At 70.1% G+C, this 25,974-nt stretch carries 26 protein-coding genes and 1 pseudogene; 14 read left to right on the top strand and 13 right to left on the bottom strand.

Annotation, left to right across the window (positions count from 1 at the left end; all coding sequences use genetic code 11):
- The first annotated feature begins 8 nt into the window (after window positions 1–8).
- The 3 genes from HNR40_RS52695 to HNR40_RS52685 all read left to right on the top strand — a co-directional run bounded on the left by HNR40_RS52695 (window position 9) and on the right by HNR40_RS52685 (window position 4,610).
- A complete protein-coding gene (locus tag HNR40_RS52695) occupies window positions 9–2,204 on the top strand; it encodes an MMPL family transporter (protein ID WP_184976367.1) in 2,196 nt (731 codons plus the stop codon).
- Entirely contained in the window at window positions 2,201–3,328 is a 1,128-nt protein-coding gene (locus tag HNR40_RS52690) for a serine hydrolase domain-containing protein (protein WP_184976365.1), read from the top strand. The genes HNR40_RS52695 and HNR40_RS52690 overlap by 4 nt, the downstream gene beginning before the upstream one ends.
- Window positions 3,329–3,419: 91 nt before the next feature.
- Window positions 3,420–4,610, top strand: a complete 1,191-nt coding sequence (locus HNR40_RS52685; RefSeq protein WP_184976363.1) for a winged helix DNA-binding domain-containing protein — start codon at window positions 3,420–3,422, stop codon at window positions 4,608–4,610.
- Here HNR40_RS52685 and HNR40_RS52680 read toward each other — a convergent pair.
- The 3 genes from HNR40_RS52680 to HNR40_RS52670 are packed head-to-tail and all read right to left on the bottom strand — an operon-like array spanning window position 4,604 to window position 6,218.
- The gene (locus tag HNR40_RS52680; RefSeq protein WP_184976361.1) at window positions 4,604–5,095 is read right to left on the bottom strand and encodes a GNAT family N-acetyltransferase; all 492 of its coding nucleotides are present in this window, start codon (window positions 5,093–5,095) and stop codon (window positions 4,604–4,606) included. The two genes, HNR40_RS52685 and HNR40_RS52680, sit on opposite strands and share 7 nt — an antisense overlap.
- Window positions 5,096–5,115: 20 nt before the next feature.
- Complete coding sequence (locus tag HNR40_RS52675; protein WP_184976359.1) at window positions 5,116–5,484, bottom strand: hypothetical protein; 369 nt, start codon at window positions 5,482–5,484, stop codon at window positions 5,116–5,118.
- 8 nt (window positions 5,485–5,492) lie between these two features.
- The gene (locus HNR40_RS52670; protein ID WP_184976357.1) at window positions 5,493–6,218 is read right to left on the bottom strand and encodes an SDR family oxidoreductase; all 726 of its coding nucleotides are present in this window, start codon (window positions 6,216–6,218) and stop codon (window positions 5,493–5,495) included.
- Between the two features lie 173 nt (window positions 6,219–6,391).
- Between HNR40_RS52670 and HNR40_RS57000 the strand changes: the two are divergent.
- The 3 genes and pseudogenes from HNR40_RS57000 to HNR40_RS52660 form a co-directional block, all read left to right on the top strand.
- Window positions 6,392–6,802: pseudogene (locus HNR40_RS57000) on the top strand (helix-turn-helix domain-containing protein); the annotation flags it as partial.
- Between the two features lie 124 nt (window positions 6,803–6,926).
- Window positions 6,927–7,235, top strand: a complete 309-nt coding sequence (locus HNR40_RS56995) for an MmyB family transcriptional regulator (RefSeq protein WP_312896875.1) — start codon at window positions 6,927–6,929, stop codon at window positions 7,233–7,235.
- A 119-nt stretch (window positions 7,236–7,354) separates the two neighbouring features.
- Complete coding sequence (locus tag HNR40_RS52660) at window positions 7,355–8,476, top strand: serine hydrolase domain-containing protein (RefSeq protein ID WP_184976355.1); 1,122 nt, start codon at window positions 7,355–7,357, stop codon at window positions 8,474–8,476.
- Window positions 8,477–9,090: 614 nt separating this feature from the next.
- On the opposite strand, the gene HNR40_RS52655 is transcribed toward HNR40_RS52660, so the two are convergent.
- A complete protein-coding gene (locus HNR40_RS52655) occupies window positions 9,091–9,513 on the bottom strand; it encodes a hypothetical protein (RefSeq protein WP_184976353.1) in 423 nt (140 codons plus the stop codon).
- A 52-nt stretch (window positions 9,514–9,565) separates the two neighbouring features.
- Window positions 9,566–9,988, bottom strand: a complete 423-nt coding sequence (locus HNR40_RS52650) for a winged helix DNA-binding protein (RefSeq protein WP_184976351.1) — start codon at window positions 9,986–9,988, stop codon at window positions 9,566–9,568.
- Window positions 9,989–10,025: 37 nt separating this feature from the next.
- On the opposite strand from HNR40_RS52650, the gene HNR40_RS52645 reads away from it, so the two are divergent.
- A complete protein-coding gene (locus tag HNR40_RS52645; RefSeq protein WP_184976349.1) occupies window positions 10,026–10,466 on the top strand; it encodes a MarR family winged helix-turn-helix transcriptional regulator in 441 nt (146 codons plus the stop codon).
- A gap of 199 nt (window positions 10,467–10,665) precedes the next feature.
- On the opposite strand, the gene HNR40_RS52640 is transcribed toward HNR40_RS52645, so the two are convergent.
- Both HNR40_RS52640 and HNR40_RS52635 read right to left on the bottom strand, forming a co-directional pair.
- Window positions 10,666–11,967: a serine hydrolase domain-containing protein gene (locus HNR40_RS52640; protein WP_184976348.1), complete on the bottom strand. Its 1,302-nt coding sequence runs from the start codon at window positions 11,965–11,967 to the stop codon at window positions 10,666–10,668.
- Between the two features lie 254 nt (window positions 11,968–12,221).
- Entirely contained in the window at window positions 12,222–12,887 is a 666-nt protein-coding gene (locus tag HNR40_RS52635) for an alpha/beta hydrolase family protein (RefSeq protein WP_184976346.1), read from the bottom strand.
- Between the two features lie 232 nt (window positions 12,888–13,119).
- Between HNR40_RS52635 and HNR40_RS52630 the strand changes: the two genes are divergently transcribed.
- From HNR40_RS52630 to HNR40_RS52615, 4 genes are all read left to right on the top strand, one after another.
- Entirely contained in the window at window positions 13,120–14,058 is a 939-nt protein-coding gene (locus HNR40_RS52630) for an alpha/beta hydrolase (protein ID WP_184976344.1), read from the top strand.
- Window positions 14,058–14,858, top strand: coding sequence for a class I SAM-dependent methyltransferase (locus HNR40_RS52625; RefSeq protein WP_184976343.1), 801 nt, complete (start codon window positions 14,058–14,060; stop codon window positions 14,856–14,858). The genes HNR40_RS52630 and HNR40_RS52625 overlap by 1 nt, the downstream gene beginning before the upstream one ends.
- 107 nt (window positions 14,859–14,965) lie before the next feature.
- A complete protein-coding gene (locus HNR40_RS52620) occupies window positions 14,966–15,409 on the top strand; it encodes a hypothetical protein (RefSeq protein ID WP_184976341.1) in 444 nt (147 codons plus the stop codon).
- Window positions 15,410–15,464: 55 nt separating this feature from the next.
- On the top strand, window positions 15,465–16,472 hold the full coding sequence (locus tag HNR40_RS52615) for a hypothetical protein (RefSeq protein ID WP_184976339.1): 1,008 nt from the start codon (window positions 15,465–15,467) through the stop codon (window positions 16,470–16,472).
- A 408-nt stretch (window positions 16,473–16,880) separates the two neighbouring features.
- On the opposite strand, the gene HNR40_RS52610 is transcribed toward HNR40_RS52615, so the two are convergent.
- Window positions 16,881–17,276 (bottom strand): hypothetical protein, encoded by a 396-nt coding sequence (locus tag HNR40_RS52610; RefSeq protein WP_184976337.1) that lies wholly within the window; start codon window positions 17,274–17,276, stop codon window positions 16,881–16,883.
- A 556-nt stretch (window positions 17,277–17,832) separates the two neighbouring features.
- On the bottom strand, window positions 17,833–18,054 hold the full coding sequence (locus HNR40_RS52605) for a transposase (protein ID WP_221341913.1): 222 nt from the start codon (window positions 18,052–18,054) through the stop codon (window positions 17,833–17,835).
- A gap of 287 nt (window positions 18,055–18,341) precedes the next feature.
- On the opposite strand from HNR40_RS52605, the gene HNR40_RS52600 reads away from it, so the two are divergent.
- Both HNR40_RS52600 and HNR40_RS52595 read left to right on the top strand, forming a co-directional pair.
- On the top strand, window positions 18,342–18,815 hold the full coding sequence (locus tag HNR40_RS52600) for a hypothetical protein (protein ID WP_221341912.1): 474 nt from the start codon (window positions 18,342–18,344) through the stop codon (window positions 18,813–18,815).
- 70 nt (window positions 18,816–18,885) lie between these two features.
- The gene (locus HNR40_RS52595; protein WP_221341911.1) at window positions 18,886–19,149 is read left to right on the top strand and encodes a LysR substrate-binding domain-containing protein; all 264 of its coding nucleotides are present in this window, start codon (window positions 18,886–18,888) and stop codon (window positions 19,147–19,149) included.
- Window positions 19,150–19,251: 102 nt separating this feature from the next.
- Here HNR40_RS52595 and HNR40_RS52590 read toward each other — a convergent pair whose 3' ends face one another.
- The 3 genes from HNR40_RS52590 to HNR40_RS52580 all read right to left on the bottom strand — a co-directional run bounded on the left by HNR40_RS52590 (window position 19,252) and on the right by HNR40_RS52580 (window position 23,740).
- The gene (locus tag HNR40_RS52590; protein ID WP_184976335.1) at window positions 19,252–20,046 is read right to left on the bottom strand and encodes a class I SAM-dependent methyltransferase; all 795 of its coding nucleotides are present in this window, start codon (window positions 20,044–20,046) and stop codon (window positions 19,252–19,254) included.
- 319 nt (window positions 20,047–20,365) lie between these two features.
- On the bottom strand, window positions 20,366–20,947 hold the full coding sequence (locus HNR40_RS52585; protein WP_184976333.1) for a dihydrofolate reductase family protein: 582 nt from the start codon (window positions 20,945–20,947) through the stop codon (window positions 20,366–20,368).
- A gap of 129 nt (window positions 20,948–21,076) precedes the next feature.
- Entirely contained in the window at window positions 21,077–23,740 is a 2,664-nt protein-coding gene (locus HNR40_RS52580; RefSeq protein WP_184976331.1) for an ATP-binding protein, read from the bottom strand.
- 125 nt (window positions 23,741–23,865) lie between these two features.
- Between HNR40_RS52580 and HNR40_RS52575 the strand changes: the two genes are divergently transcribed.
- The gene (locus HNR40_RS52575; protein WP_184976329.1) at window positions 23,866–24,345 is read left to right on the top strand and encodes a DUF1579 domain-containing protein; all 480 of its coding nucleotides are present in this window, start codon (window positions 23,866–23,868) and stop codon (window positions 24,343–24,345) included.
- Window positions 24,346–24,707: 362 nt separating this feature from the next.
- On the opposite strand, the gene HNR40_RS52570 is transcribed toward HNR40_RS52575, so the two are convergent.
- On the bottom strand, window positions 24,708–25,757 hold the full coding sequence (locus tag HNR40_RS52570) for an NAD-dependent epimerase/dehydratase family protein (RefSeq protein WP_184976327.1): 1,050 nt from the start codon (window positions 25,755–25,757) through the stop codon (window positions 24,708–24,710).
- Between the last annotated feature and the right edge of the window lie 217 nt (window positions 25,758–25,974).

Raw genomic sequence — 25,974 nt, 5'->3', positions numbered from 1 at the left:
AGGACATCGTGATCCGCGCCCTGACCGGGTACTCCACCAAACACCCATGGAAGGTCATCGCCCTCTGGGCGGTGCTGGGTGTCGCGCTGAGCGCGCTGACTCCGACGCTGTTCGACCGCGTCACGCAGAACCAGGCCGGGGACTTCCTTCCCCGCGGTTACGACTCCGCCGCCGCACTGCACATCGCCAAGGAGCGGTTCGGGGTGAATCCCGACGCCACCACGGTGACCGTGCTGGTCGCCCGGTCCGACGGCAAGGCTCTGACCGCCGCCGACCAGCAGCGGGTCGAGGCCGAGGCGGCGAAGCTGGCCAAGCACCGGGTGACCATGCCCAGGGAGGACGACGGCCCGCAGCAGTTCCTAATCCCCGACCGCTCCCAGACCCCGCGGATCGCCCCGGCGATGACGGCACCCGACCGGAGCTTCCACCTGCTCACCGTCGAACTGGTCGGCAACCGCGCCGACAAGGGCGTCCAGGGCGTCTACCGGACCTTCCGCGACGCCGCCAAGACACGGTTCGCCGAGGCGGGGATGCGTACCGGATTCACCGGGGCGCTCGCCGACACCGTCGACACCGTCGACTCCCGCAAGCTCGTCACCACGGTCGGCAGCGGCATCATCATGGGGCTGATCATCCTGCTCAACGTGCTGGTGTTCCGCAGCGTGCTGGCGGCCCTGCTGCCGCTGCTCGCGGTCGCCCTGATCGGCTTCGTGGCGGCGGGGGCGGTCGCGGGGGCCGCGATGCTCACCGGGCTCAAGCTCGACGCGAGCACCCCTGGCCTGATCAACGTGGTCCTGCTCGGCATCGGCATCGACTACCTGCTGTTCCTGTTGTTCCGCTACCGCGAGCACCTGCGGGCCAGGCCGGAGCAGCCGGCCCGCGAGGCGGCCGCGCAGGTCTCCGCCCGGGTGGGCGGCGCGATCACCTCGGCGGCGCTGACCATCGTGGCCGCGTTCGCCACGCTGGGCCTGGCGACGTTCGGGCAGTTCCGCTCGATGGGTCCGGCGATCGCCGTCGCGGTCCTGGTGATGATGATCGGCAGCCTCACCCTGCTGCCGGCCCTGCTCGCCGCCGCCGGGCGCAAGATGTTCTGGCCCTCCCGTACGGCCCTGCGCCCCGAACCGGGCGAAGGCCGGGCCGCCCGCCTGGGCGAGCTGGTCACGCGACGGCCGCTGACGATGCTGGCCGCCTCGTTCGCCCTGCTCGCAGCCCTGGCCGCCGGGCTGATCGGCATCCACATGGACTACGGCCAGGCCGGCTCCGGTGCCCAGACCCCCGCCGCGGCCACCGCCGCCGAGATCTCCCGTACGCTGCCCGCCGGCGTGTCCGACCCGACCACCGTCTACGTCGCCGCCCAGGACGGCCGCGCCCTCACCGCCGACCGGCTCGACGGCCTCGCCCGCGCGCTCACCGAGGTCAAGGGCGTGGGCCAGGCCGCACCGACCGTCCTGAACAAGGACCGCAGCGCCGCCAGGATCGACCTCTACCCGACCGCCGACCCCCAGAGCAGGCAGGCCCGCGACCTGGCCTCGGGACCGATCCGGGCCACGGTCGCCGAGCACAACCCCGCCGGAGTGACAGCGCACGTCGGCGGAACGCCGGCCATCGTCGCTGACATCTCGACCGCCGTCGACCACGACCTCACGATCGTGTTCCCGGTCGCGGCGGCGCTGATCGCGCTGATCCTGCTGCTGCTCCTGCGCAGCCTGCTCGCGCCGCTGATCCTGATGCTCTCGGTCGGGCTCGGCTTCGCCGCCACCCTCGGCGCCGCCACCCTGCTGTTCCAGCACGTGCTGGGCGAGCCGGGCGTCAGCTTCACGCTGCCGCTGGTGCTGTTCCTGTTCGTGGTGGCGCTGGGGACCGACTACAACATCCTGATCGCCGACCGCATCCGCGAGGAGATGCGGCGATCCGGTACGGCTCGCGCCGCCGTGGCCCGCGCCGTACGGCACACCACACCGGCCATCGCGACGGCCGGCCTGGTCCTGGCCGCCTCGTTCGCCGGCCTCGTCACGTCACCGGGCAACGAGCAGATCGCGTTCGCGATGACGCTCGGCATCCTGCTCTCCGCGCTCGTCGTGTCGCTGGTGCTGGTCCCCGCACTGGCCGCGCTGCTCGGCCGGGCCGTCTGGTGGCCCCTATCTACCGAAGCTCGGGCCGGCGACCGGTCAGCCCGAAACCAACTGCCGGGAGGCAACCGATGATGATGAAGAGTGCGATCGTGGCGTTGGTCGCCCTGGCCGCGACCGCGGCGGGTCAGGCCGACGCGGCCCCCGGATACGGCCGGACCGCCCTGCAGGCGGATCTGGACACGATCCGCGCCGCCGGCACGCTGGGCGTGCAGGCCCGGGTGGTCTCACCCCGCGGCGACCTGGCCGCAGCCGCCGGTACGGCGGTGCGTGGCCGTAACGTGCCGATCCCGACCGACGCCCACTTCCGGATGGGCAGCAACACCAAGACCTTCGTCGCCGCCGTGATCCTGCAACTGGAGGCGGAGGGCCGCCTGTCCCTCGGCGACAGCGTCGAGCGATGGCTTCCCGGGCAGGTGCGCGGCAACGGCAACGACGGAAACGCGATCACCGTCAGACACCTGCTCCAGCACACCAGCGGCCTGCACGACTCCGTGGGCGACATCGAGATGAAGATGCGCACCGAGCGGGGCTACCGCGCCTACCGGTTCCTGCGCGTGAGCCCGCGGAAGCTGGTGGCCCTCAGCGTCGGCCATCGCCCGCTCTTCGCGCCCGGCGCCCGCTGGAGCTACTCCAACATCAACTACGTGCTGGCCGGGCAGATCATCGAGCGGGCCACCGGGAACTCCTGGCGCAAGGAGGTGAAGCGCCGGATCATCACCCCGCTGGGGCTGCGGAACACCACCCTGCCCGGCGACTCCCCGCGCCTGCCCAAGCCGCACGCGCAGAGCTACACCGACGACGCCAAGACCGCCCGCCCGTTCCGCGCCACCGAGCTCAGCCTCGGCTGGGCCGGCCCGGCCGGCGAGGCCATCACCACCACCGCCGACCTGAGCAGGTTCTGGCGCGGGCTGCTGGGCGGCCGGCTGCTGTCGCCCGGGCAGCTGAAGAAGATGACCACCACGGTCCCGGTCGGCGCGCCGGGCAGGGAGTTCGGCCTGGGCATGGCCAAGCAGAAGCTGAGCTGCGGGATCACGGCCTGGTCGCACCCCGGCGGCACACCCGGGTTCATCACCGACAACGCGACCACCGAGGACGGCCGCACCACCGTGATCGTCTCCCGCACCACCTACCCGGGCACGCCGGAGCAGAGCAAGGCCACCGCCCGCCTGATCGACAACGCGCTCTGCGGCAACTGAGTATCGCGGCCCGACCCCCGACCGGCACGGCCCCGACCGGCGCGACCACAGCCGGCTCGGCATCCCCCAGCCGCCGCGATAGTGTGCGGCAGTGGCTGACAAGGTCTCGAAAGACGACGTCATCGCGTTTCGCCTCCACGCCCACCTGCTCACCGAACGGCTGGCCGAAGACGGGCTGCTCGACGCGGCCGGCCGGTGCGCGATCCAGAACAGCCCGCCCGGGTCGGCGCTGCTCGCCCTGCACGCCAGGGTGAAGAACCTCACGCCGGAGCACGTGACGCAGGCGGTCGCCGAGGACAAGAGCCTGCTGCAGAGCTGGTGCATGCGCGGCTCGCCGTTCTACTTCCCGACCGCGGACGCTCCGGTGTTCACCACCGGCGTGCTGCCGCCGACCGAGGAAGGACAGCTTCATCTCATCCTCGGCGTGGAGCAGGCGCTGGACGAGCTCGGCATGAGCCTGACCGAGGCGGTCGAGCTGACCGGCGCCGAGATCGACGCCGTGCTGTCCGGGCGCCGGCTCGCCATCAACGAGCTGGGCGCGGAACTCGCCGCCCGGATCGCCCCCAAACTGCCGAAGAAACGACGCGGCAGCTGGGAAGCGGAGGGCCCCTACGCCGCCGGCCAGCCGCTCGGTGAAGCCGTCGTGCATTTCTGCATCCGCATTCTCACGTTGCAGCGTGTCGTCTGCTTCGCGCCGCGGGCCGGGAACAAGGCGCCGTTCGTCCTGGTCGGCGAGTGGCTGGGCCGTACGATCCCGGACCTCGACCCCGAGGTCGCGCGCGCCGAGCTGCTCCGCCGCTACCTGCGCCGCTACGGGCCGTCCACCCGTGCGGACTTCGCCGCGTGGCTGGGGATCAAGGCCGGTGACACCGATCCCTGGTGGAGCCTGGTCGAGGACGAGCTGGCCCAGGTCGAGTTCAACGGCAGGTCGTGGATTCTCGCCGAGGACCTCGACGCGCTGCGGTCGGCTCCCAAGCCTCAGGGGGTACGCCTGCTGCCGCCTCGCGACCCGTACACCCAGATGCGCGACCGCGAAACGATGGTCGACAAGAAGCACCACCGGGAGGTGTGGAAGACGGTCGGCGAACCGGGCACGGTCCTGGTCAACGGCCGGATCACGGGTATCTGGCGGCCGCGCAAGAGCGGCCGCAAGCTGAGCATCACCGTTAAAACGTTCGGCTCACTGGCGGCTCGGGACAGAAAGGCGATCCTGGAGGAGGCCGGGCAGGTCGCGCCGTTGCGGGGCGCCTCGTCGGTGGACGTCGAGTTCGAGACCTACTGACGGCCGGCCGCGCCTATCTCCGGCCAGGAGTAGACGAGCTCGTCGGGTGGCGCCTCGCCCGCTTCCACTCCGCCGAGGGATTCGTAGAAGCGGCGGGCGCGTTCGTTGCCGGCCCGGACGCGGATCGCCAGCGAGCCGAACCCGGCGGCGGCCAGGTCGGCGGCCGACGCCCTGAGCAGGGCACGGCCGTGGCCTCGGCCCTCGTGACCCGGGCGGACCGCGAGGGCGTAGATCTCGGCGTCGCAGCCGAGCTTCGGGTCCGCCGGGCCGCCCATGACCAGGCCGACGACCGTGCCGTCCGGCAGTTCGGCGATCCTGGTGTGGTGGGGGCGAGGGCGTTCTGCCGCCTCCGCTTCGAGGTTCCTGCGCCAGTTGGCGGCGGATTGGGCGGGGGTGACGTCGAAGTCCGGGAACCTGGCGAACGCGGCGCAGGTGACCTCGGCCATGGCCTCCGCGTCGGGCGGCAGCGCGTACCGGATGGGCATGGGCGGAGGCTATCGCGGGCTCAGGTCCAGCGGCGGATCGCGTCGATGGTCGTCTCCGGCGAGGTGTTGAAGCAGAAGCGGATCCCGGGTGTCATGGTGACGAGCACGTTGGTCAGGCGTTCGAACAGGATCGTGTGCTCGGGGGCCATGCGTACACCGGCGCCGATCATGACCACGCCGAACGAGTCGCCGTCCAGCGCTTCTCGTACGGTCTTCTCCGCCTCGTCCGGGTCGGCGCCTACCAGGCACGACACCGTGTCCAGGCCTGCCGCCCGGAGAGCGGCCTCGCCCTGGGCGATCCGCTCGGTGAGGGTTTGCTCATCGAGGTGCGGATATTTCGTGAAATCGATGGCGCTGGGGTGCAGCCCGATCGTCAGAATTCTCGGCATCTGTCTCCTTACCAGGGAATCGGGCCGGCGTCGGTGAAGAAGCCGCCGGTGGGGCCGTCCTCGTCCAGGCTAGCCAGGCGGATGATAACGTCCGATGCCTCGGTGACCGTGTGGACGCCGGTGTGGTGGTTCATGTCGGTGGCGGGGAAGCCCGGGTCGGCGGCGTTGACCTTGAAACCGGGCAGGCCTCTGGCGTACTGGGACATGATCATGTTGAGCGCCGACTTGGACGACGCGTAGTCCATCGCGAGGAAGGCCGACTCGGGGCGGGTGGTGTCGCTCGCGTTCGTGAGCGAGGCGAGGCCGCTGGACACCATGACGATCCGGGGCCGCGCCGACTCCCGCAGCAACGGGATGAACGCGTGCGTGACCCGCACCGGGCCGAAGACATTGACCTCGTACAGGGTACGCAGCAGGTCGGCCCCCATTTCTGGCGGATCCAGCCTCGGCCCGCCGACACCGGCGTTGTTGATCAGCACGTCCAGGTGACCCACGCGCCCGGCGACCTCCTTCAGCGCCGCCGCCACCGAGTCGTCCGACGTCACGTCGAGCTGGACGAACTCGACGTCGAGCCCCTCCCCCGCCAGTTCGCCGGCGGCCCGCGTGCCGCGCTCGTGATCACGGGCGGCCAGGAAGACCCGCCACCCCGCCCCCGCCAACCGGCGCACGGTCTCCCGGCCCAGCCCCTTGTTCGCTCCGGTGACCAGCGCCACCGTCTTCGCCGTGTCTGTCATGGACCCGATCGTGGAGGCTCCCACCCACTCCCACCAGGACCGCCGAGCCATGGGACCGGGGGTACCACTCCGCAGACCGGAGCCTGAGGCGCGGGACCGGGGGGTGGGAGCCCTTGGGGCGTGGGACCAGGGGTACCACTCCGCGGGCGGTAGCCGTACGCCAGGATCGAAGCATGAACCGCGCCGAACTCGCCGACGTCCTCCGCACCGCCAGGGGCCGCGTGCGGCCGCAGGACGTGGGGCTGCCGTCCGGTACGCGCCGACAGGTGCCCGGCCTGCGCCGGGAGGAGGTGGCGATGCTCGCCGGCATGAGCGTCGACTACATCGTCCGCCTGGAGCAGGGGCGCGGCCCACGGCCCTCCGGTCAGGTTCTGTCCGCGCTGGCCCAGGCCCTGCGCCTGAACGATGACGACCGCGACATGGTGTTCCGGCTCGCCGGCCACGAACCACCACAGTCCGGGCACGTCTCCACCGTCGTACGGCCGAGCGTGCTCCGCTTGCTGGACCGCATGGCCGATCTGCCCGTGCTGGTGCTTTCGGCCAAGGGCGACGTGCTGGCCTGGAACCCCCTCGCCGCCGCGCTCCAAGGAGACATGTCCGCCTGGCCGCGCCGGCAACGCAACCTCATCTGGCAGCGATTTCTCGGCAGCAGCCGGTGCATCGCCGCCGTAGGGCCCGGACGAGGACGACGCGGCCGCACGGGCCTCGGTGGGCACCCTGCGCGCCGCGCAGGCCCGCTACCCCGGCGACCCCGACCTCGCCCAGATGATCGCGGAACTCCGCCGCCGCAGCCCCCGCTTCGAAGAGCTCTGGCGGGAAGGCCGCTCGTCTCCCTGGCGGGCCGCGACCAAAACCATCAATCACCCCGAACTCGGCCCGATCGCGCTCGATTGCGACACCCTGCTGCTGCCGGACACGAACCAGACCGTCCTCGTGTACTCCACCGAGCCGGGAACGGCCGAGGCCGCCGCGCTCGACCTGCTGCGGGTGACCGGGCTGCAGAGCCTGGCACCTTGACGGCGCTCTGACCAGCAGGCTCTACCTCATGAGGGCAGTGGGCGGGATCGTCCGGGACCGCTCCCGCCGACAGGCTTGGTGGCGTCGCACAATCACGCAACCAAGCGGGGAGCACCCTGATGAATCGTTTTCGTGGCCTGCTGGCCCTGGCCGCTGTGGGCGCCGTTGCGCTCGGTGTGGGCGTGTCCCCGGGCGTCGCCGCCGCCTCGACGAGCCGTTCCGGCGACGCCGTACAGGCGAGTCTGAACGAGCTGGTCCGCACCGGCGAGTTTCCCGGCGTCGTGGCGGCGGTGCGGGGGCGCGACGGCCGCGTCCGCGACTACACCGCCGGGGTGGGCGATCTGGAGACGCGGGAGAAGGTCCCGGTGAACGGCAAGGTCCGGATCGGCAGCCATACCAAGACCTTCGCCGCCGTGGTGGTGCTGCAACTGGCGGGTGAGGGGAAGATCGACCTGGACGCGCCGATCGAGAAGTACCTGCCCGGCCTGGTCCGGGGCGGCCGTGAGATCACGACCCGGCAGTTGCTGCAGCACACCGCGGGGCTGCCGGAGTACACCGGCTTCCCGTCGCTCTTCGACATCCGGCACACCTACTTCGAGCCCAGGCAACTGCTTGACCGGGCCCTGGCGAACAAGCCGGCGTTCGCGCCCGGCAAGGGGTGGAGATACAACAACACCGGCTACGTCCTGCTCGGCCTGCTGGCGCAGAAGGTGGCGGGCCGCCCGATGGGTGAGGAGGTCGCCAACCGGATCCTCAAGCCGCTCGGGCTCCGCGACACGTACTGGCCCGGTGTCGGCGAGCAGACGATCCGAGGTGTCCACCCCGAGGGGTATCACGCTAAACCGGACAAGAAGCTGGTGAAGTTCACCCGGATGGACCCCTCGTGGGGATGGACGGCGGGCAACCTCGTCAGCACCCCACGCGACGTCAACCGCTTCCTGGGCGCTCTGCTGGGCGGCAAACTCCTCAAGCCCGCCCAGTTGGACGAGATGAAGAAGACCGTGGCGGCGCCCGGTCTGCCTGCCGGGTGGTCGTACGGGCTGGGCCTGATGAAGATCAAGCTGAGTTGCGGCGGGTACGCGTGGGGTCACGGCGGCGACATCCCGGGGTACGAGACCCGCAACGGCATCACCGAGGACGGCCGGTCGGCCTCGGTCACCGTGACCGCGCTACCCACGTCGGAGGCAGGCGGCGAAAAGGTCAACGCCGCGATCGACACCGCACTCTGCGCCAAGAAGTAGGGCCGGCCTCTCGACAACGCGCGGCGCTCAGAAGTAAGGCCGGCCGGGGATTCCGGCCTTGGAACACAATGACCCGCCTCCTCACCTCCAACGTCCGTCTGCTTCCTCGTAGAGGTGATGAGGGGGTCCTTCTTGATAGGTCTTCTCACAGCGACCACGCTGCCGACCGGTAGGTAGGTCGCGGCACCCCGCCGTCCTCCAGGACGGCGGGGCTGTTACGTTCCGGGCCCACGAGCTACTTGACAGCGAGGCTGCCTTGTTCCAGGCCAGCGGCCTCCTTGACGGCGAGACTGCCTGGTTCCAGGCCAGCGGCCTGCCTGACGGCGAGGCTGCCTCGTTCCAGGCCAGCGGCCTCCTTGACGGCGAGACTGCCTGGTTCCAGGCCAGCGGCCTGCCTGACGGCGAGGCTGCCTCGTTCCGGGCTCTCCTCCAGCCGGAGGAGGGCCCGGAAAGGCGGATTGCTTGACGGCGGAGCTCCTTCGCCCCGGCCCCCACGGACTACCTGACGCCGGGCTGCCTCGTTCCAGGCCCACGGACTACCTGACGGCGGAGCTCCTTCGCCCCGGCCCCCACGGACTACCTGGCGCCGGGCCGCTTCGTTCCGGACCTGCGGCCTACTTGACGGCCCCCAGCCGGTACTCGGCCCCGCCACCACAGCAGAGCCGGTAGTCCTTGGTCACGTCCCCCTGCAGGGTCACCTGGCCGAGCTGGTCGTTGGGGTCGGTGTCGTCCACCTCGATGAGACGGATCACCGCGTTGAAGGGGACACACTTGTCGACCTCGACCCGCTGCCCCGCGGCCATCGACACATAGCGCCCGGACGGCCAGATCTTCCCGCCATTGCTCGTGATGTACACCTCGTCGTGGCCGTTCTCGCTGATCGTGAGAGCCCGGATGCCGTCGAGGAAAACGTTCCCGCCGCAGGCGAGCGCGGCGGCCTTCTCCCGTGCCGGGACTTCGGCGGCCGCCGAGGTTCCGGTGAGCGCGAGGACGCCGACCCCGATGGCCACGGTGGCGAGCTTGAAAAGCTTTCGCATGCTGGCTCCTTCTTGCGGGTTGCTGGAGCCGCAAGCGAACCTCGCGACGTCTTCATCCGGACTTCGGGCCGACTTCACCGCACGTCAGAAGGTCGAGGTTGTGCACCATGCGCGCCAGCACGTCCACCGTCGCCGCGTACTCCTCCGCCGAGACACCGCGCCCGACGACGCCCCTCACTTCCCCCACCGCCTCCGCCAGACTCGCCTGAACCCTCCGCCCCTCGGCCGTGAGCACGACCCGTTCCCCCTGCTCGGCCACCAACCCCCGGGCGGACAGCACCGTCAGAGCCTCGCGCACCCCGCCGAAGGGAGATAGGGCACCAAGGAGATCAGCGGGCCCGTCGAGCAAGGTGGTGAGGATCTGCCACTGACGGCGGTCGGCACCCAGCCGGGCGAGAGCACGGTCGACCGCCTCGTCGATCGCCACATCGAGCCGCTTGGCCCAGTAACCGATAGGCCGTTTACGCATGTCCATTGACATATTCATGTCTATGAGCATGTACCTTTGAGGCATGACGGTCAATGACGAGGTGCGCCAGGTGGAGCGGGCCATGGTCCGGGTCCGGCGGCGGCAGACCCGGCGGGCGCTCTCCTCCGGCGCCGTTCCCGACCGGCTCGCCGGGGTCCTCGACGCCGTTGAACCCGACCATCCCCACGGAACGACCGTGGGCACGCTCGCCCACCGGCTCGGCGTCGACCAGCCCCGGGCCAGCAAACTGGGGGCCGAGGCCGTCGCGGCGGACCTGCTGACGCGCTCCGCCGATCAGCGAGACGGGCGGCGCTCGCCGCTCATCCTCACCGAGGAGGGGCTGGCGGTGCTGCGGGCCGTACGAGATCATCGCGCCGCGCGCTTCGCCGCCGCCATGGACGACTGGACGGCCGACGACCAGCGGACCTTCGCCCGGCTGCTCACCCGCTTCGTCGACGCCCTCGACGAGGCGGACCGTCCCTGAGCCCCGCCACCCACGAGCGCGGCACTCCCGGAACGGCCGACCCGACACCCGATCAGGCGGCGTCAAGGGATCTCGGCCGCAGGCTGGGCTCGTCGACATTTTGCGCCGGTCAACGACGTGCCCACCTTGCCGCCCTGGCTCCTGCGCGCCCGGAGGAACTGTAAGCGACTTCCGGCGGAAGGTGGGGCTTGGTGTCTGGTCAGCTCGCGGACTGGCCGCCGCAGAACGCCACCTTGACGAGGTTGTTCAGCGTCGTCGGTACCTGGGCCGGGTCGATGGCGGCGTCTCCCCAGTTGATGGAGGCGGTCAGCGTCCTCTTGCCGTCGGACGAGCTGATCATCAGCGCGCTGTAGCCGCCGGGTGCGCTGCCGTTGTGGTTGTAGACGGGGCCGCCGCAGTTCGGGCCCGCGTCCTGCACGTACAGCCCGAGGCCGTAGCTGCCGAAGATTCCGGCGCTCTTCGGGTGCGGCTTGCGCATCTCGGCCATCAGCTTCGGCGGCAGGAGCCTGCCGCCCAGCAGCGCGGAGGAGAACCTGTGAAGGTCCTCGGTGGTGGAGATCAGGTCACCGGCGCCGGCGAGCAGTGAAACGTTCTGACGAGTGACGTCGGCCACCTTCCACTGCCCGTCGGTGTCCGGGTAGCGGTAGTAGCCGCGGGCGTGCGGCCCGGGAAGCCGCGTCCGGTCGCCGCCCACCATGGTGTGCCGCATGTCGAGCGGCCGCAGGATCCGCCGCCGCATCTCGGTCATGAACGAGTGGCCGGTGACCTTCTCGATCAGCAGCTGGGCCACGGTGTAGTTGGTGTTGGAGTAGCTCCACTCGTCCTGGCCCGGCTCGAACCTCGGCTCCTTGGACAGCGCCAGCCGTACCAGCTCCTCGGGCTTGTAGCTCTTGAAACGATTTTCCACCCACTCCTTGCCGGTGGCGGGGATTCCCGGCTTGATCGTCCCGTCGGGGAAGTACTCGCCGGTGTAGTTGAACAGGCCGCTGGTGTGCTGGAGGATCATCCGCACGGTGATCCGCGGGTCCAGCCCGAGCTTGGGCAGGTAGTCGGCCACCGAGGCGTCCAGCCCGATCTTCTTCTCGGCCACGAGCTGCAGGACCATGGTCGCGGTGAAGGGCTTGACGACGCTGCCCGTCCAGAACGACCCGTTCGTCGGCGGCTTCTCGGCGCTGCCCAGCTTGCGCACCCCGGCGCTCCCGACCCACTCGCCGTTTTGATCGTTCACCCGCACCTGCACGCCGAGGAAACCGGCGTCGACCAGCGCCTGCATCGCCTTCTGCAGCTCCGGGCGATCCTGCCCGGCCGCGACCTTCGGCAGGTCGTTGTCGTCCGCGACGGCCGTCCCCGTGGTGGCCACCCCGGCCAGCAGCGCGGCCGCCAGCGCCGTCACCGCCACCCGCGAGAAGACCCGCCGACGGCGCCGGCCGCCGCCGTCGTGCGCGATCTTGTCCTTGTGCGCCTTGTACGGCCCCGAGGCCGCTATCGCTGAATCGCTCATGGCAGCCACGATCACCGACCACCCTGATACCGGACCGCCGCCGCCCTGACACGACCTCTGACGCACCACCACCCCAAACCCAGATCACCCTTACCCGGCCACTTCGCATACGGCGATACCCGCGCAGCCGCGACTTCTCCAGACAGTGGGGTGCGGGCGCGTCCGACGCGCTCGGCGGGGGGGCCGGGCTCGTCGAGCTGGACGCCGAGGTGGTCGAGCGCCTGACCAGTCGGCGCGATGGAGCTCGCCGTCGTTCAGCGCGGCGGGTCCGGCGCGGCGGTGGCGAACTCCAGGGTGGCCTGTGCGAGCTCGGCGAGGAACCGGTCACGGTCAAAGGCGTCGTCCTCGGCCATCCCCGGCGGAGGCGTGTTCATGAAGCTGAAATGCCCCGCCTTGGGGACGATGCGGACGTCGACCGGGCCCGGCGCGCCCTTCAGCAGGATGGCCTGCTCGACGGGCGTGACCGTGTCGAGTTCGCCCGCGTACACCAGCATGGGCGCGGTCACCGCGTCCAGTGCGCCCGGCGCGGCGAACCATCCGGCGGCCGGCGCGTACAGGGCCAGCCGTGCCACCCGCGGTTCGCGCGGCACGTCCAGTGGCCGGCCGTCCACACCCCAGGGTGTCGCACCGGCGAGGCAGAGCGCGGCCCACCCGCCGATCGAGTGCCCCACCGCCACGACGGAGGCCCCCGGAGAAGCCCACCGGTCGAGCGCGTCCTTCAGCCCGCGCGGGCGGGCGAGCAACTCCGCGGCGGTCGCGTCGCGGCCGTTGAATCGTTCAAATCGGGGTGCGATGACCTGGCAGCCGTGATCGGCCAGATGTTCCAGCAGCGGGCGGTAACGCTCGGGGTCACCACCGGCACCGGCGGCGAAGAGCACGACCCGTTCCTGTCCCTCGGGGCCAAGCGTTAAAACGTTCACCTTGCTCCTTCGGGCCGCCACGGATTCCCCAAATCCTCTCAGACGGGGCACACCCAACCCGGCAGATACACCCGCGCCCCAGGCTCAGCCGACAGATCTGCGGCATCCAGGACCACCAGATAGCCCCCGGAACCGGAATGCCACCGCCCACCCCCTCGGCGACAGCCATACCTGCCATGTATAGTTATTTCAGGCACAACTGAAACAGCTAGCAAATAGGAGGACGGAACTGATGGCTCTCCAGCCGGAACACGTGACCTTCAACAGCCTCGGCACCCGTTGCGCCGGCGATCTCTACCTCCCCGCCACCACCCCCGCTCCCGCGCTGGTGCTCGGGCACAGCGGTGTCATGGTCAAGGAGGCGCTCGGGTTCTTCGCGCCCTACTTCGTCGACGCCGGGTTCGTCGTAATCGCCATCGACTACCGCACCGTCGGCTCAAGCGAGGGCGAACCGCGCGGGCAGGACTACCCCGAGCGGCAGGTGGAGGACTTCCGCAGCGCGATCTCCTACCTCCAGACCAGGCCGGAGGTCCAGCCGGAACGCATCGGGGTGTGGGGCGTCAGCATCGGCGGCTCCGTCGCCGCCCAGGCCGCGACCCTCGACCGCCGCGTGGGCGCCGTGGTCGTGCAGAGCCCCAGCATCTGGAACGGCTGGCGCTCCATGGAAAGGCTCCTCGGCCGCGAGGGCGTGCGTGCCGTACGCGATCAGCTGGACGCGGACTGGCAGCGCAGATACGAGACCGGAGAAAGCGCCCGAGTGCCGCACCTGACGCTCGAGCACGACAACGTCCAGGACGCTCCGGACATGTCCGAGCAGATCTTCCCCACCTACCGCAACGAGAAGACCCTCGACTCGGCCGAACACCTGCTCACCTTCGCCCCGGAAGACCTCATCCACCGGCTCGCCCCGACCCCGCTCCTGATGATCGCGAACGGCGGCCACGACCCGTACCACGCGCTGGAGGAGGCACAGAGCGCGTACGACAAGGCCGGCGAGCCCAAGCGGCTGGAGATCCTGCCCTACGACGTACTCGGCATGTACACCGGGCCGGGCCTGGAGGAGGCGATGGCCCTCGCCGTGGAGTGGTTCGACCGGTACCTGCGCCAGACCCCCCTCGCGACCGCCACCCCCGTCCCGACGGCCGAATCGATCGCGAAGATGAGGCGCTGATGGCCCCCGTCCTGAATCCGATCCAGGAGTCGCTCTACCTCACGCTTTACGCCCGCGCCTGTGACAGCAGGCTGCCGAACTCGATCCTCAAGGACAAGGCGTCCGGCGATCTGGTCCAGCGGCTGGACTACGACTTCACACGATTCAAGGCGTCCCCCAGCGTCGTGTCGGGAACGGCGCTGCGCGGCAAGAAGATCGACGACACGGTAAGGGCGTTCTGCAAGGAGCATCCCGACGGCATCGTCCTCGACCTGGGCTGCGGCCTGGACACCCGCATGCTGCGCTGTAGCCCTCCACCCAGCGTGGATTGGTACGACGTCGACTACGCCAAGGTCATCGACCTGCGTACCGGACTGCTTCCGGGAGGGCACCCCATCCCCGCGGACCTCACCACAGAGGGCTGGCTGGATGAGATCCCGTCTGAACGCCCGGCGATGATCGTGGCCGAAGGGGTGCTGCCCTTCATGCCCGGCGACACCTTCCAGCGACTCACCCGCCGGCTCACCAGTCACCTCGCGTCCGGCGCGCTGGTCCTGAACGGGTACACCCGGTTCGCCGGCTGGTCCATGCGCTTCCACCCGGCCATGAAGACGCTCGGCATCAGCGGCGGCGAAGGCTTCGACGACCCCAGAGAGCCCGAGCGCTGGAACGCGGGCCTCCGGCTGGTAGAAGAGATCTTCCTGACCAGGGTGCCCGAGGTCGATTCCTTCCCCCAGCCGCTCCGCGCGATCACCCGGCTGACCGCTCTGAGTGACGGCCTGTCCCGGCAGGGCGCCCGCATCCTCCACTACCGATTCTGAGCCATCATCTGACGCCAAGGACGGCGGCCAGCGCCATACCCGGAACATACCGAGCTTCCCTAGAGTCCGTCCCGATCTACTCACCGTGAGAGAGGGAACACTCGCAGATGCGAAGCACCTTTAGGCGGTTCGCCGCCATGGCCGTGATCCCCGTGGCCGCCGCCGGGATCATGGTCGCCGCGCACCCGGCCGTGGCGGCCGCGCCCAAGTACCTCAGCAGCAGCTGCTCGGACGACGGCTACCGGCTCGGCATCGGGGTGCACTACTACAACGACTCGACGCAGCACGTGGTCACCAAGGTCTCGTGGCACGTCGGCGGAAACGCCGGCAACACGAACTACCTCGACTTCCGCGTGTACGTCGACAAGAACAACGCGCCGGACCCGGACATCACCAATGGCTACAGCCTCACCGTGAAGAAGGGGTTCGGGGAAAAGGCCGTGAGCGGTCGTACCTCGCTGAGCAACAAGATGTACCTCGGCTTCGGCATGCAGTTCCACAAAGCGAGCGCCGTCGACCCTTACTGCGACGGGCAGACCAGTCGGGTCTAGGCGGGCCGAATTGTTGAATCGCGCAGTTCGGCTGTCGCGCCGGCCGGTGGTGGCCATGCTCATGATCATGGCCACCGCCTGCTCGGCGAACGGACCGGAAACGGCCCCCACGCTCCCCCCGGTCGTTCTCGCCGTCTCCAGCACAGGGGTCCTCCTTTACGACCCGAACACCGAGGTGTTTTCCGGGTACGCCCGTGACGGGCGCCGCCTGTGGACGGAATCGCGTACCGGCGTCGAAGTCCGCTGTGCCGTCCAGTGCCCGGACGCGGTTTTCTCCGGCGCCCGCGGCAGTTACGTGGCGCCGTTCTCCCGCGTCGGCGGGAAGGTGGAGAACGTCTCGGTCTCAGCGGCGGACCGTCAACGGGTGGTCAGCCTTCGTTCGGATTCCGATGCGGTGATCGTGGAGAACTCCGGAAAGGGTGACCGGCTGGTCGTTTCCCGTACCGACGGCTCCATCAAGAAGCACCCGATCGCCAGCGCCGAAGACGCGGTCTGGGTGGAAAACCCCGAGCGGTCGGTGGCATTGCTGCTTTTCGCCGATCCCGAACTGGCGGGCGCGACCATGCTCCGCCTCACCCGCGACGCCGGAGGCTGGCGTGCGGCGGACAGCAGGTGGCCCGCCAACGGTTACTGGGGCGGCTGTATGGGCGCACAAGGCGGCCCCGCATTCCTGACCGGAGGAAAAGGCGCCGTACTAAGCGAGTCAGGGCCGATCCCCCTGCGTAGCGACCTTCCTCAGGTGGGTGAATGCGTCGCCGGAAAGAACGGCGGCGCGCTGATCTCCCGCTGGATGGATGGCCGAGGGAAACCGCACACCTCGGTCCGGGGAGTCGACGCGCTCGGGCGGCAGACCTGGTCCCGTGACCTCCAAGCCGAGGCAGGAGTCACCGCCGACCCCACCAGCGCGACGATCGCCGTGGTGAGCCACGGCCGCTTGGAACTGCTTGACCGGAACGGCAAGGTCAGCGGGCAACGAGACGACGTGACGGCGGCGAGGTTCACCGAGACCGGCCAGCTCGTCACCGTGAACCGGAAGAACGAGGTGAACTGGTCCGCGCCCTGAGCAGCCTGGCCTGAAGACTTGCCGCCCCGCGGACGCGGTCTACCGTCCAGGCATGTGGGTCAACCGCTGTCGAACCGTCATCCAGTCCCACCCTCACCCGCCACCCCGTCTGACGCGGGAATGTCCTTCCGGCATCGAGGAGACGAACCTCATGGGAGTACCACAGGCGGCAGCGGCCGCCCTGCTCATCGCAGCGACCCTAACCGCCCCACACAGCGCCACCCCGGCCTACGCCATCGGTTCCGAGGCCCGGGGCGTGCGTCACTGCCTCGCATCCGCAGGCGCCCCCGCCGATTCCCCGCCCTACGACATCTACGGCCTGACCGGAGCTGCACAGGCACTGTGGCCCAGATCCCCTTCTTCGTTGACGGAACGGCATGCGTACGTCGATGAGGGCCACGACCCTTTCTAGTCCCAGTCGTACTGGCACTTGGGCAGGCCGTGCCTGCTGGGGTTGGCGTCGAAGCCGTCGGAAGTGAACACGTAGCCGGCGGGCACCCAGCCCCACTTGCCCTTCCTGTCGCCCTGGGTCTTGTACCAGGTGGTGTTGCCGCCCTTGTGGTACTGGCCTTCCGACCAGCAGGTGAACCAGCTGTTCGTGGTCCACAGGTTGTCGACGACGTAGCCGACCGGGGTGGAAGTGGATGGCTTGTCATACAGCGGAGCGTTGCCCTCATTGCCGCACCACAGCACGCCCTTGCCGTTGACGCCGCAGCCGGCGGCCTGGGCTCCTGTCGCGGGAATGGTCACGACGGCCGCGACCACAGCCGCGGCACCGAGAATGGACTTCCAGTGCAGATTCATACTTGAGAGTCCACCCCGCATCCACGAGCGGAACCACCTCTAAGTAGGCGTTGCGCCAGTCGACGTCCCATTCACCGCTTGGCTGGGTAGGGCGGGCTGGTCGGGAGCGTCGCGGTCGGGGCTATGGGTGCGGCTGAGCGAACAATCCGGGTTCGGTCTCGACGAGGATGCCCTGGCTGACCAGGCGTTTGAGCTTGGCGCGGATCTTCTCGGTGTTCTTCGGGATGATGGGCAGGTCCAGTGCCTGGCACAGGTCGCGGGCCCGTAGAGCGTGGCCGAGGTCGGTGAAGATGCCCAGGATCTGCCGGTAGGCGGGGTGGTCGGGGAGCGCTGGAGCCGGTGAGGCGTTCGGCTTCGGGTTCGTCGGCGAGAGAGAGCAGGGTCTTGCGGGTGATCCGTAAGTGCTCGGCTGCTTCTTCGAGCTCGCGTAGCCGCGTGATCAAGGTGTCGATCTCGGCCTGGGTCTGTTCGACCTGGCAGGTCACGGCCTGTTCGCGTGCATCGATCTTGTGCAGCAGCCGCGTGCCGGGGTCCGGCTCCCGCCCCTCTGGCCCGCTCATGTCGTGCGCGATGACGGGGCGGGAGCGCGGGTCAACCGGCGGGACATCACATCGGTCATCGCCCAATACACCCGCGATTCGGAGCTGGCCGGCAGGTGCTCATAGTCGCGGACCAGGCACCGGTGCAGCATCAAGGTGCCGTAGGTCTGCTCGACGATCCACCGTTTGGGCTGGGGGATGAACCCCTGGTCGGCGGGGCTACGTGTGACGATCTCCACGTCGATCCCGAGCCCGGCGCCATGGACGACGACCGTGTTCTTGAATCCCTCAGCAGCACATCGAGCACGGCATGGGCGTGGCCCAGCAGATAGGCGTTCAGCGAGATCGTGCTGCTCGCCCACTGTTACTGCTGGTGGCGCGAAACCGAGCGAGGAGCCAAGTTGTCCGTGCGCGCTACTCCCATCGGAGGGCAGGACGAGCCCGGCACCGCACAGTTCATGGGCAGTGTCGGATCTGTCCCTCGCCCGTTCGTCTTCTGGATATGAGCCTTCATGAAGGAGTAGCCATGTCCTCGGCAACCCTGCCGCCAGCACGTGACCTCCCACAGCGACGAGCCGACACCCTTGACCGCCTGGGCAGCGGATTCCAAATGTGGCTGGCCACTGGGAGCGACGGTCACGGGGCACACCTGATCCCGGTCGCCTACGTCTGGAACGGCTCGACCTTGACTACCGCGACCTTCCGCCGCAGCCGCACGGTCTCAAACCTGCGGGCGAGGCCAACGGCGCGGCTGGCGACCGGGGACACCGCCGACGTCGTCCTGATCGATGCCTACACGATCCTGCTCGACGTGCCCAACATCGACGTCGCCTCAGCCGAGACGTACGCAAAGGTATCGACAGACCCACGCAATGCCCCGGACATGTTCTTGTACATCCGCCTCGTCCCCAAGCGGATACTCGCATGGAATTCTTTGGCAGAGTTCAGCGGCCGTACCCTCATGCTCAACGGCTCCTGGCTTGATACCCCCGTTGACTGAGGCTTAGAGGTCCTAACAAAGGGTCTATCGGACGAGGCGTGGCCAGCAGATGATCGCGGCGGCGAGGGTCATGAGCTTCGTGAACATCGTCGCGGATCTCCCGGCTGGCGGCCCTGTCGTGCGGGACACCGCCCAGTTGCTGGAGGTGATCGCCCTGGGCCAGGCCGTCGCGCTGGTGCCGGCTTCGCTGGCCGCCAGGAACGTGCGCCCCGAGGTGACCTACCGCCCGGTGCGCGACGCGGCGCCGTACCGGACCCTGGCCCTCTGGCCGGCCGACAGCCGGTCACCCTCGATCACGTGGTTCGTCAAGACGGCCCTGGAAGGCGCCCGCTGACACCACCCTCCCCCACGGCCCAGCTCTCAAGCGCACCGACCGCACTCGAACTGGGCCGACAGCTCGCGGAGTGGGTTACGCGGGGCCGTGGCGGGTTGTCGATCAGCGGCGGGCGACGATGTGGCGGGCACGCGGTTGGTGGTGCCATTCACCGGCCGGGGCGCGACGGAGGAATTCCTCGCGCAGTTGGTTGACGAAGGCCTCGCCGCGGGCCACGGCGAGCGCCCGGAGCGGCCCGGATCGGGTGTGGGCGTCGAAGAACGTCGTCGCGTCCGGGTGGGACATGGGGTAGGACAGATGCTCATCTCGCTCGATCACGAGGCCTTGCGCGCTCGACGCCGGCAGGAGCCGGCGTTCCCAGGAGCTGTCCCCGGCGGGCACACGTGCTCGCAGGACGTCGGCAAGGAGCGCGAACGGCCCGTCGACCTCGGTGATGTCGGGCCAGAAGACGACAGACAGGCGTCCGCCAGGGCACAGCGCGGCGGCCCACGATCGGATGGCGAGGTCGGGTTCGGGCAACTGCTGAAGCCCGAACACCGACACCACGGCCGCGCATGTGCCCGACCACCGCGGGTCGAGGGTTGAGGCGTCGCCCTGGACGACAGCCGCCTGCCGATGGCGGGCGGCGCGCTCGCGGGCCCGGCGGACCATGCCGGCGGACAGGTCGATGCCGACAGTCTCGCGCCCGGGCAGGTGCTCGCTCAGCGCGTCCAGCTCCGGGAAGGTCCCACAGCACGGGACCAGGACCGGCCCTTCGGGCAGTGGCCCGTGGGTGAGAGCCCGCACCGCGGTGGCCACCCAGGGGGCGAAGCGGGGAACGTAATATGCCTCGTACCCGTCGGCGGCCTCGTCCCAGCCCTGGGCCAACCGGGCGAGCCGTTCAGCATGCTCGGTCACCGCACACCCCCAAGCCGCTCGACGCCCAGCCCGGCCCCTCGCCGGCGGACCAGTCGCAGTCGGCGGCGCCCAGCCGCATACCCCGCAGGCCGAGTCGTTCGGCCCTTACCCAGGCAAGGATCTCATCACGTCGCATGTCGGGACTCTCCTGAAATCAGGTGGCGATCGGGTCGTCGGCTGGGCGTTCTCCGCGGGCAGCCGCAAGGACACCTCGGTGAGCCAGACGAGATGAGCGCCGCGCCACAGCCCACCGGAGTGTGGTCCGGGTACGGAGCACTGGTGCGCAACACCGATGCGGGCGAGGCCGCTGTCGGGGTCCCTATTTCTTGACCCGGTACCGCAGGTGGGTGACGCCGGTGCCTTCGACGACCGCGATGGGCCCGTCGAACTGCACCGGTGCGGTGCCGAGCTCGCCGAACAGCGTCTTACCGCCGCCCAGCACGACCGGTACCAACTCGACGCCGACCTCGTCGAGCAGACCGGCCTCCAGGCACTGCCGGGCCATTTGTCCACCGTTGACGGCGACGTTCTTGTCGCCGGCCAATTCCTTGGCCTTGGCCACCGCCGCCTCGATGCCGTCGGTGACGAAGACGAAGTTGTCATCGTCGTCCGGACGGTCGTCGGGGCGCTGGTGGGTGAGCACCACTGTGGTCACGTCCATCGGGTGGCGCCCGCCCCAGGCGTTGGTCATGTCGAAGAGGTGCCGGCCGACGATCAGCGCGCCGGTGTCGTCCCATTCGGGCTTGACCAGCGCGGCGCTGGCCGCGGAGATGCGGAGCCGCGGCGGAATCTCGACCTCGCCGTTGCCGTACCACTGGAACAGCAGGTCGAACCCGCTTTCTCCGGGTCCGGCGATGTAGCCGTCGAGCGATATCGTGGCGCCAGTGGTGACCTTGCCCATCGCGTTGTCTCCTTCGCTGTCGAGAACCCGACCAGGCATTGTGGCTTGGTCGGCCATGCAGCACAGCGTCGCCGTCGTGGGGCGACCCCCACATGCGTGGTGACCACGTGCCCGGCACGCGAGCACCACCTACGACAGCTTCGACCCGGCGAGCAGCTCTACCGTGACCTCGTGCTCGAACCGGGCACCCATCCGTTGCCACAGTCCGGCTGACCTGGCGAGTGCGTCGGCGTCGCCCCGGAGCCGGCCGGCGGCCCGCAGCAGGGTGGCGGTGGCCCAGTCGTTGCCGGCGCTGTCGGCCTGTGCGGCGGCGAGATCGGCCTCGGCCGACGGCGCGCCGGCGACCACCGCGAGCTCGACGGTGGCGGCGCGGGCGAGCACCCGGTACCAGGAGCTGGCCGGCTGTCGCCGGGCGCGCTGGGCCAACTCGGTGGCCTGGTCGAGGTCACCGAGCCGCAGCGCGAGCCGGGCGTCCACCAAGGTGATCAGCGGGTCCAGCTCCGGCCAGCCCATGCTCGCCGGGTCACCCATCGCCGCGGCCCGGGCCCGCCACTGCGCGACGCGCTCCCGGTCACCGCGCAGGCCATGCGCCAGCACGGCGAACGGCATCGTGAGCCAGACGAAGAACGCCCGGGGTCGGCCGGCGCGTTGCCAGCCCGCCCACATGTCCTCGGCGAGCTGCACCGCGTCGTCGAGGTCGCCGGACAGGACGAGCACCGGAACGGCCTTGCTGGCCGCCAGGTACACGCTGTCGCCGGACAGCTCGGCGTCAGAGATCAGCCGCGCGGTCGACCTGGCGGCCGGCAGGTCGGCGGCGGCCACCACGGTCAGCGAGGACAGCCCACGCGCGTCGCTGATCTCGACCGCGTGTTCCGGGTGGTGCGGGTCGAGCGGGGCGAGCAGCTCGAGCCGCTCGGCGGCGATCCGGTGCCACTCCGCGACGCGACCGTCGTTGATCGCGGCCACGCGCACCGCGTCCAGGCTTGCGCTGATCAGCACCGGGTCACCGGTCGCGTGAGCGGCCGCGACGGCAGCCGCGGCCAGCCCGGCCTCGGGCCGCAGGGTGTCCGGGTGGGCGGTCCACACCGCCGCGCAGGCGAGCCGGGCGGCGACGGCCGGATCGTCCGGATCCCCGGCCGCGGTCGCCTCGGCGAGCAACGCGCGGCGCCGCTCGAACGGGATCTCGTCGCGAAAGGCCATCGGGAACCGGCCGGTCAGCTCGACGGCCTGCGCCAGCGCGATGGCGCGCGCGTTGCCCGCGCCCGCCTCCCGCGCCCGGTCGGCGGCGGCCAGCCGCAGCTCGAACGCTCGATCGGCGTCGTTGCCGACCTGCGCGCAGTCCGCCGCGCTGGCCAGATCCCGAGCCGCCTCGCTCGCATCCGGCGCGCACCGGGCGGCTTGGGCGTACCAATCGGGCGCCTGCCACAGGTACCCGCGCGCGAACGTCAGCCGGCCGAGGGTGCGAGCGAGCCGGTGAGCCTCGGCGTCGGGCTGCTCGTGGCCGGTCAGCGCGGCCCGAAGATCGCCCGCCACCGCGTCGAACTCGCCGTGCCCGGCCGCACCGGCCCGCCCCGCGAGAGCGACGGCCAGGTCAGTGGCCAGGTCGGCTGCCCAGCGCAGGTACCGCCGCCGCACCTCGGCGTGCTCGGGTTCGTCCGCGAGTCGCTCGGCGGCGAACGCCCGGATCGTGTCCAGCAGTCGCCAACTGCCGTCCCGGTGCTGGACCAAGCTCTTGTCGACCAGCCGCCCCAGCACGTCGGCGGCCTCGGCCGCGCCCACCCCGACGACCGCGGCCACCGCCGGCAGGTCGAAGTCGCCGACGAACACCGACAGCCGACGAAACACCGCCCGTTCGTCCTCGGTGAGCAGGTCATGGCTCCACCCGATCACCCCGCGCAGCGACCGGTGCCGCACCACCGAACCGCGCCCACCAGCCAAGAGCCGCAGATAGTCACCCAACCCGGTCAACAGCCCGGTAGCGCCGAGCGACGCGCTGCGCGCCGCGGCCAACTCGATCGCGAGCGGCAGGCCGTCCAGCCGCGCACACAGGTCGGCAACGGTCGCGGCGTCGCACATCCCAGCCTGGTGCGCCAGCTCCGCGCGGTCGCGGAACAACTCCTCAGCGTCCGAGCCCAACGGCAGCGGCGCGACCGGGTGAACCAACTCACCGGACAGCCCGAGCCGCTCCCGGCTGGTCGCGAGGATCGTCGCCGGGCTCGCAGCCAGGACTCGCTCGACGAACTCGGCGACCGCGTCGGGTAGGTGCTCACAGTTGTCCAGCACCAGCACCGACGGGCCACGACGCAACCGGGCCAGGACCGCCTCCTGCCCGTCCGCGTGCTCGGCCACCTCCAACACCGCCGCCACCGCATGCCCCAGCCGGCCGTCGCGCACCGGCACCAGATCCACGAACGCCGCGCCATACCGGTACTCTGCCGCCACCGCGGTCGTGACCACCTCCGCGAGCCGGGTCTTGCCGACCCCACCCGGCCCGACCAGCGTCACCAACCGACCCCGCGCCAGCGCCGCCCGCACCGCCTCGACCTCGGCCCGACGCCCGACGAAGCTGGTCCGCGAGCGCGGCAACCCGGGTATGTCGCCGGGCAAGGTCACCGCACCCACACCGCCGGCCCGTGCGGCGAGCGCTTGCCGGTCGGCAACCCCGTACTTACGCAGCAACGACGACACATGGCCCTCGACCGTGCGCACCGAGATCTGCATCCGGCGGGCGATCTGAGCATTGGACAACCCCGCACCAAGCGCCGCGAGCACCTCACTCTCACGCGCTGACACCGGCACAGACACCTTCACCGCCACATCCTCACGATCATGCCACCACCCCGGTAGGTGTCTACCACGTGACGAGCACGTGGTCGCCACGGATACCAGCCAGACACCCGCGGGTCCACACTGAGACCGTGCACGCCGGCGATGAGTTCACCCCACCGCGACCAGACCCAGCGCTGCGCCGACTCGACTTCCTGGTCGGCACCTGGTCGCTCACCGGCCAGTTCGACTCAACCGGCGAGACCGGCGCCGAGCTGCGCGGCACCGCGACCTTCCGCTGGCTCCCCGGCGGGTTCTTCCTCGTGCACCACTGGTCACGCACCTTCCACCTCGACGGCCACCTCGTGCAAGACATCGGCTACGAGTTCTACGACTACATCCCCGAGACTGACGCCTATCGCTCACACTTCTTCACCAACCTCGGCGGCTACGACGAGACCGGCAACAAGTACCTCGGCCACTTCGACGGCCCCGAACTGGTCCTCATCGGACCGGTCCGCACCACAAGTCGTCCTCACCCCGACGGCACCATCACCCAACACACCGACCTACCAGCCGGCCCCGGCCAATGGATCCCCTGGCTGCACACACAACTCCACCGCACCGGTTAACGACCACTGGTACACCGACCACAGCGGACCTGTGTGGCGCGATCAACTTGGAGAAGCTTCCCCGCCGAGTACTTCACCCCGCCGCCTGAGCCACCGCAGGAAGCGCCGGACGGGCGGTCGCTGATCGAGCAGATCACCCACGCCGCGCGGGACCTGGCCGACCGGCAGAGCGCGGTCGTGGCGGACCCTGGTTTGGGGCGTGTGGCAGTGCTGTTACCAGCACGTCGAGCCCTGCTGTGCGCGCCCGGCAACTGCGGCGCTACCAATGCCGCGCGCGAGATCGTTCACCGCGTCGGCGCATGCCTGAGCGTGAGGTTGTCATCTCTGCCGCTTGCCCCCGAGGCGGCGGACAAAACAGAAGGTCATGGGCGCTTGCCGATGCCGGTGCTGAACTCGTGTGTCCTGGCCGGGCCACTGGTCTCGGCCGCCAGCGGCGGGGTGTCGGCGTCGGCGCCGGTCCTGATGCCTTCGAGGAGTTCCCGGACGGCGTCGACGGCGGTGTGTTCCGGGGTCCAGCCGAGTTCGGTGCGGGCGCGGGTGGTGTCCATGAGAGGCACCCGGAAGACCATGTCGAGGAGGTCGGGTGCGGCGGGAGCCAGGCGCATCCGCCAGGCGGCGGCCAACGCGCCGCGCAGAAGCGCCGCCGGTACGCGTACCACCTTGGCGTCCAGGAGGTCGGCCAGCGTACGCGGCTCGATCACCGGGTCGGCGGCGATGTTGAAGGCGCCGGTCACCTGCCGGGTGAGCGCGAGGCGGTAGGCGTGACCGACGTCGGCGGCGTGCACGGCCTGGAGCCGCAGCAGCGGATGGTCGGGCACCATGGGGATCAGGCCGCGCCGGATCAGGGCGTTCGGTAGGAAGGGGCCGGCGAACAGGCGGCGTTGCTCGGTCGCGGCCTCGCGTTTGAAGACGAAGCCGGGGCGCAGCCGTACCACGCGGATGCCCGGATGGTCGCGCTCGAAGACGTCGAGCGCGCGCTCGACGTAGGCCTTCTCCTGACCGTACGCGGCGGCGGGCCAGCCGTGGGTCGGCCAGTCCTCGCCCACCCGCCGGTCCTTGGGGCCGGGCGAGTACGCGCCGACGGAGGAGGCGTACACGAGCGCGGGCACCCCGCAGGCGGCGACCGCCTCGAAGACCCGCAGGCTGCCAAGGGTGTTGGCCTTCCACGTGGCGACGCGATCGCGCGTCGGCTGGAACAACCACGCGAGGTGCACAACAGCGTCGGCGCCGTCGAGATGCTGGCGCAGATCATCGCCGCGCACATCGACGGCCCGCCAGGTGGTCTTGTCCGCCTGCAGGCCGGGCAGGCGCCGGGCCAGGCCGAGAATAGAGGTGACGGCGGGGTCGGCCGCGAGCGCAGTGATCACGCTCGTGCCGACGTTGCCGGTGGCTCCTATGACGACGACGCGCATCTGTCCCCCTCTTCACGGCGAAACCGCCGCTCGCCGCCTGCCCTACCCGCGCCGGTCACGTTTAGCCCTTCTCGTCCGTGTAGCGCACCAGGGCTGAGCAGCGCTTATGCGAAGGAGACAATCGTGAAAGCCGTCACCTGGCACGGCAGGCGGGACGTCCGCGTCGCGCAGGCGCCCGACCCGGCCGTGAAGGAGCCGACCGACGCGGTCGTCAAGG

Source organism: Nonomuraea endophytica, from assembly GCF_014203235.1.
Lineage (GTDB): Bacteria > Actinomycetota > Actinomycetes > Streptosporangiales > Streptosporangiaceae > Nonomuraea > Nonomuraea endophytica.
This window is presented reverse-complemented; position numbering and strand designations above follow the sequence as displayed.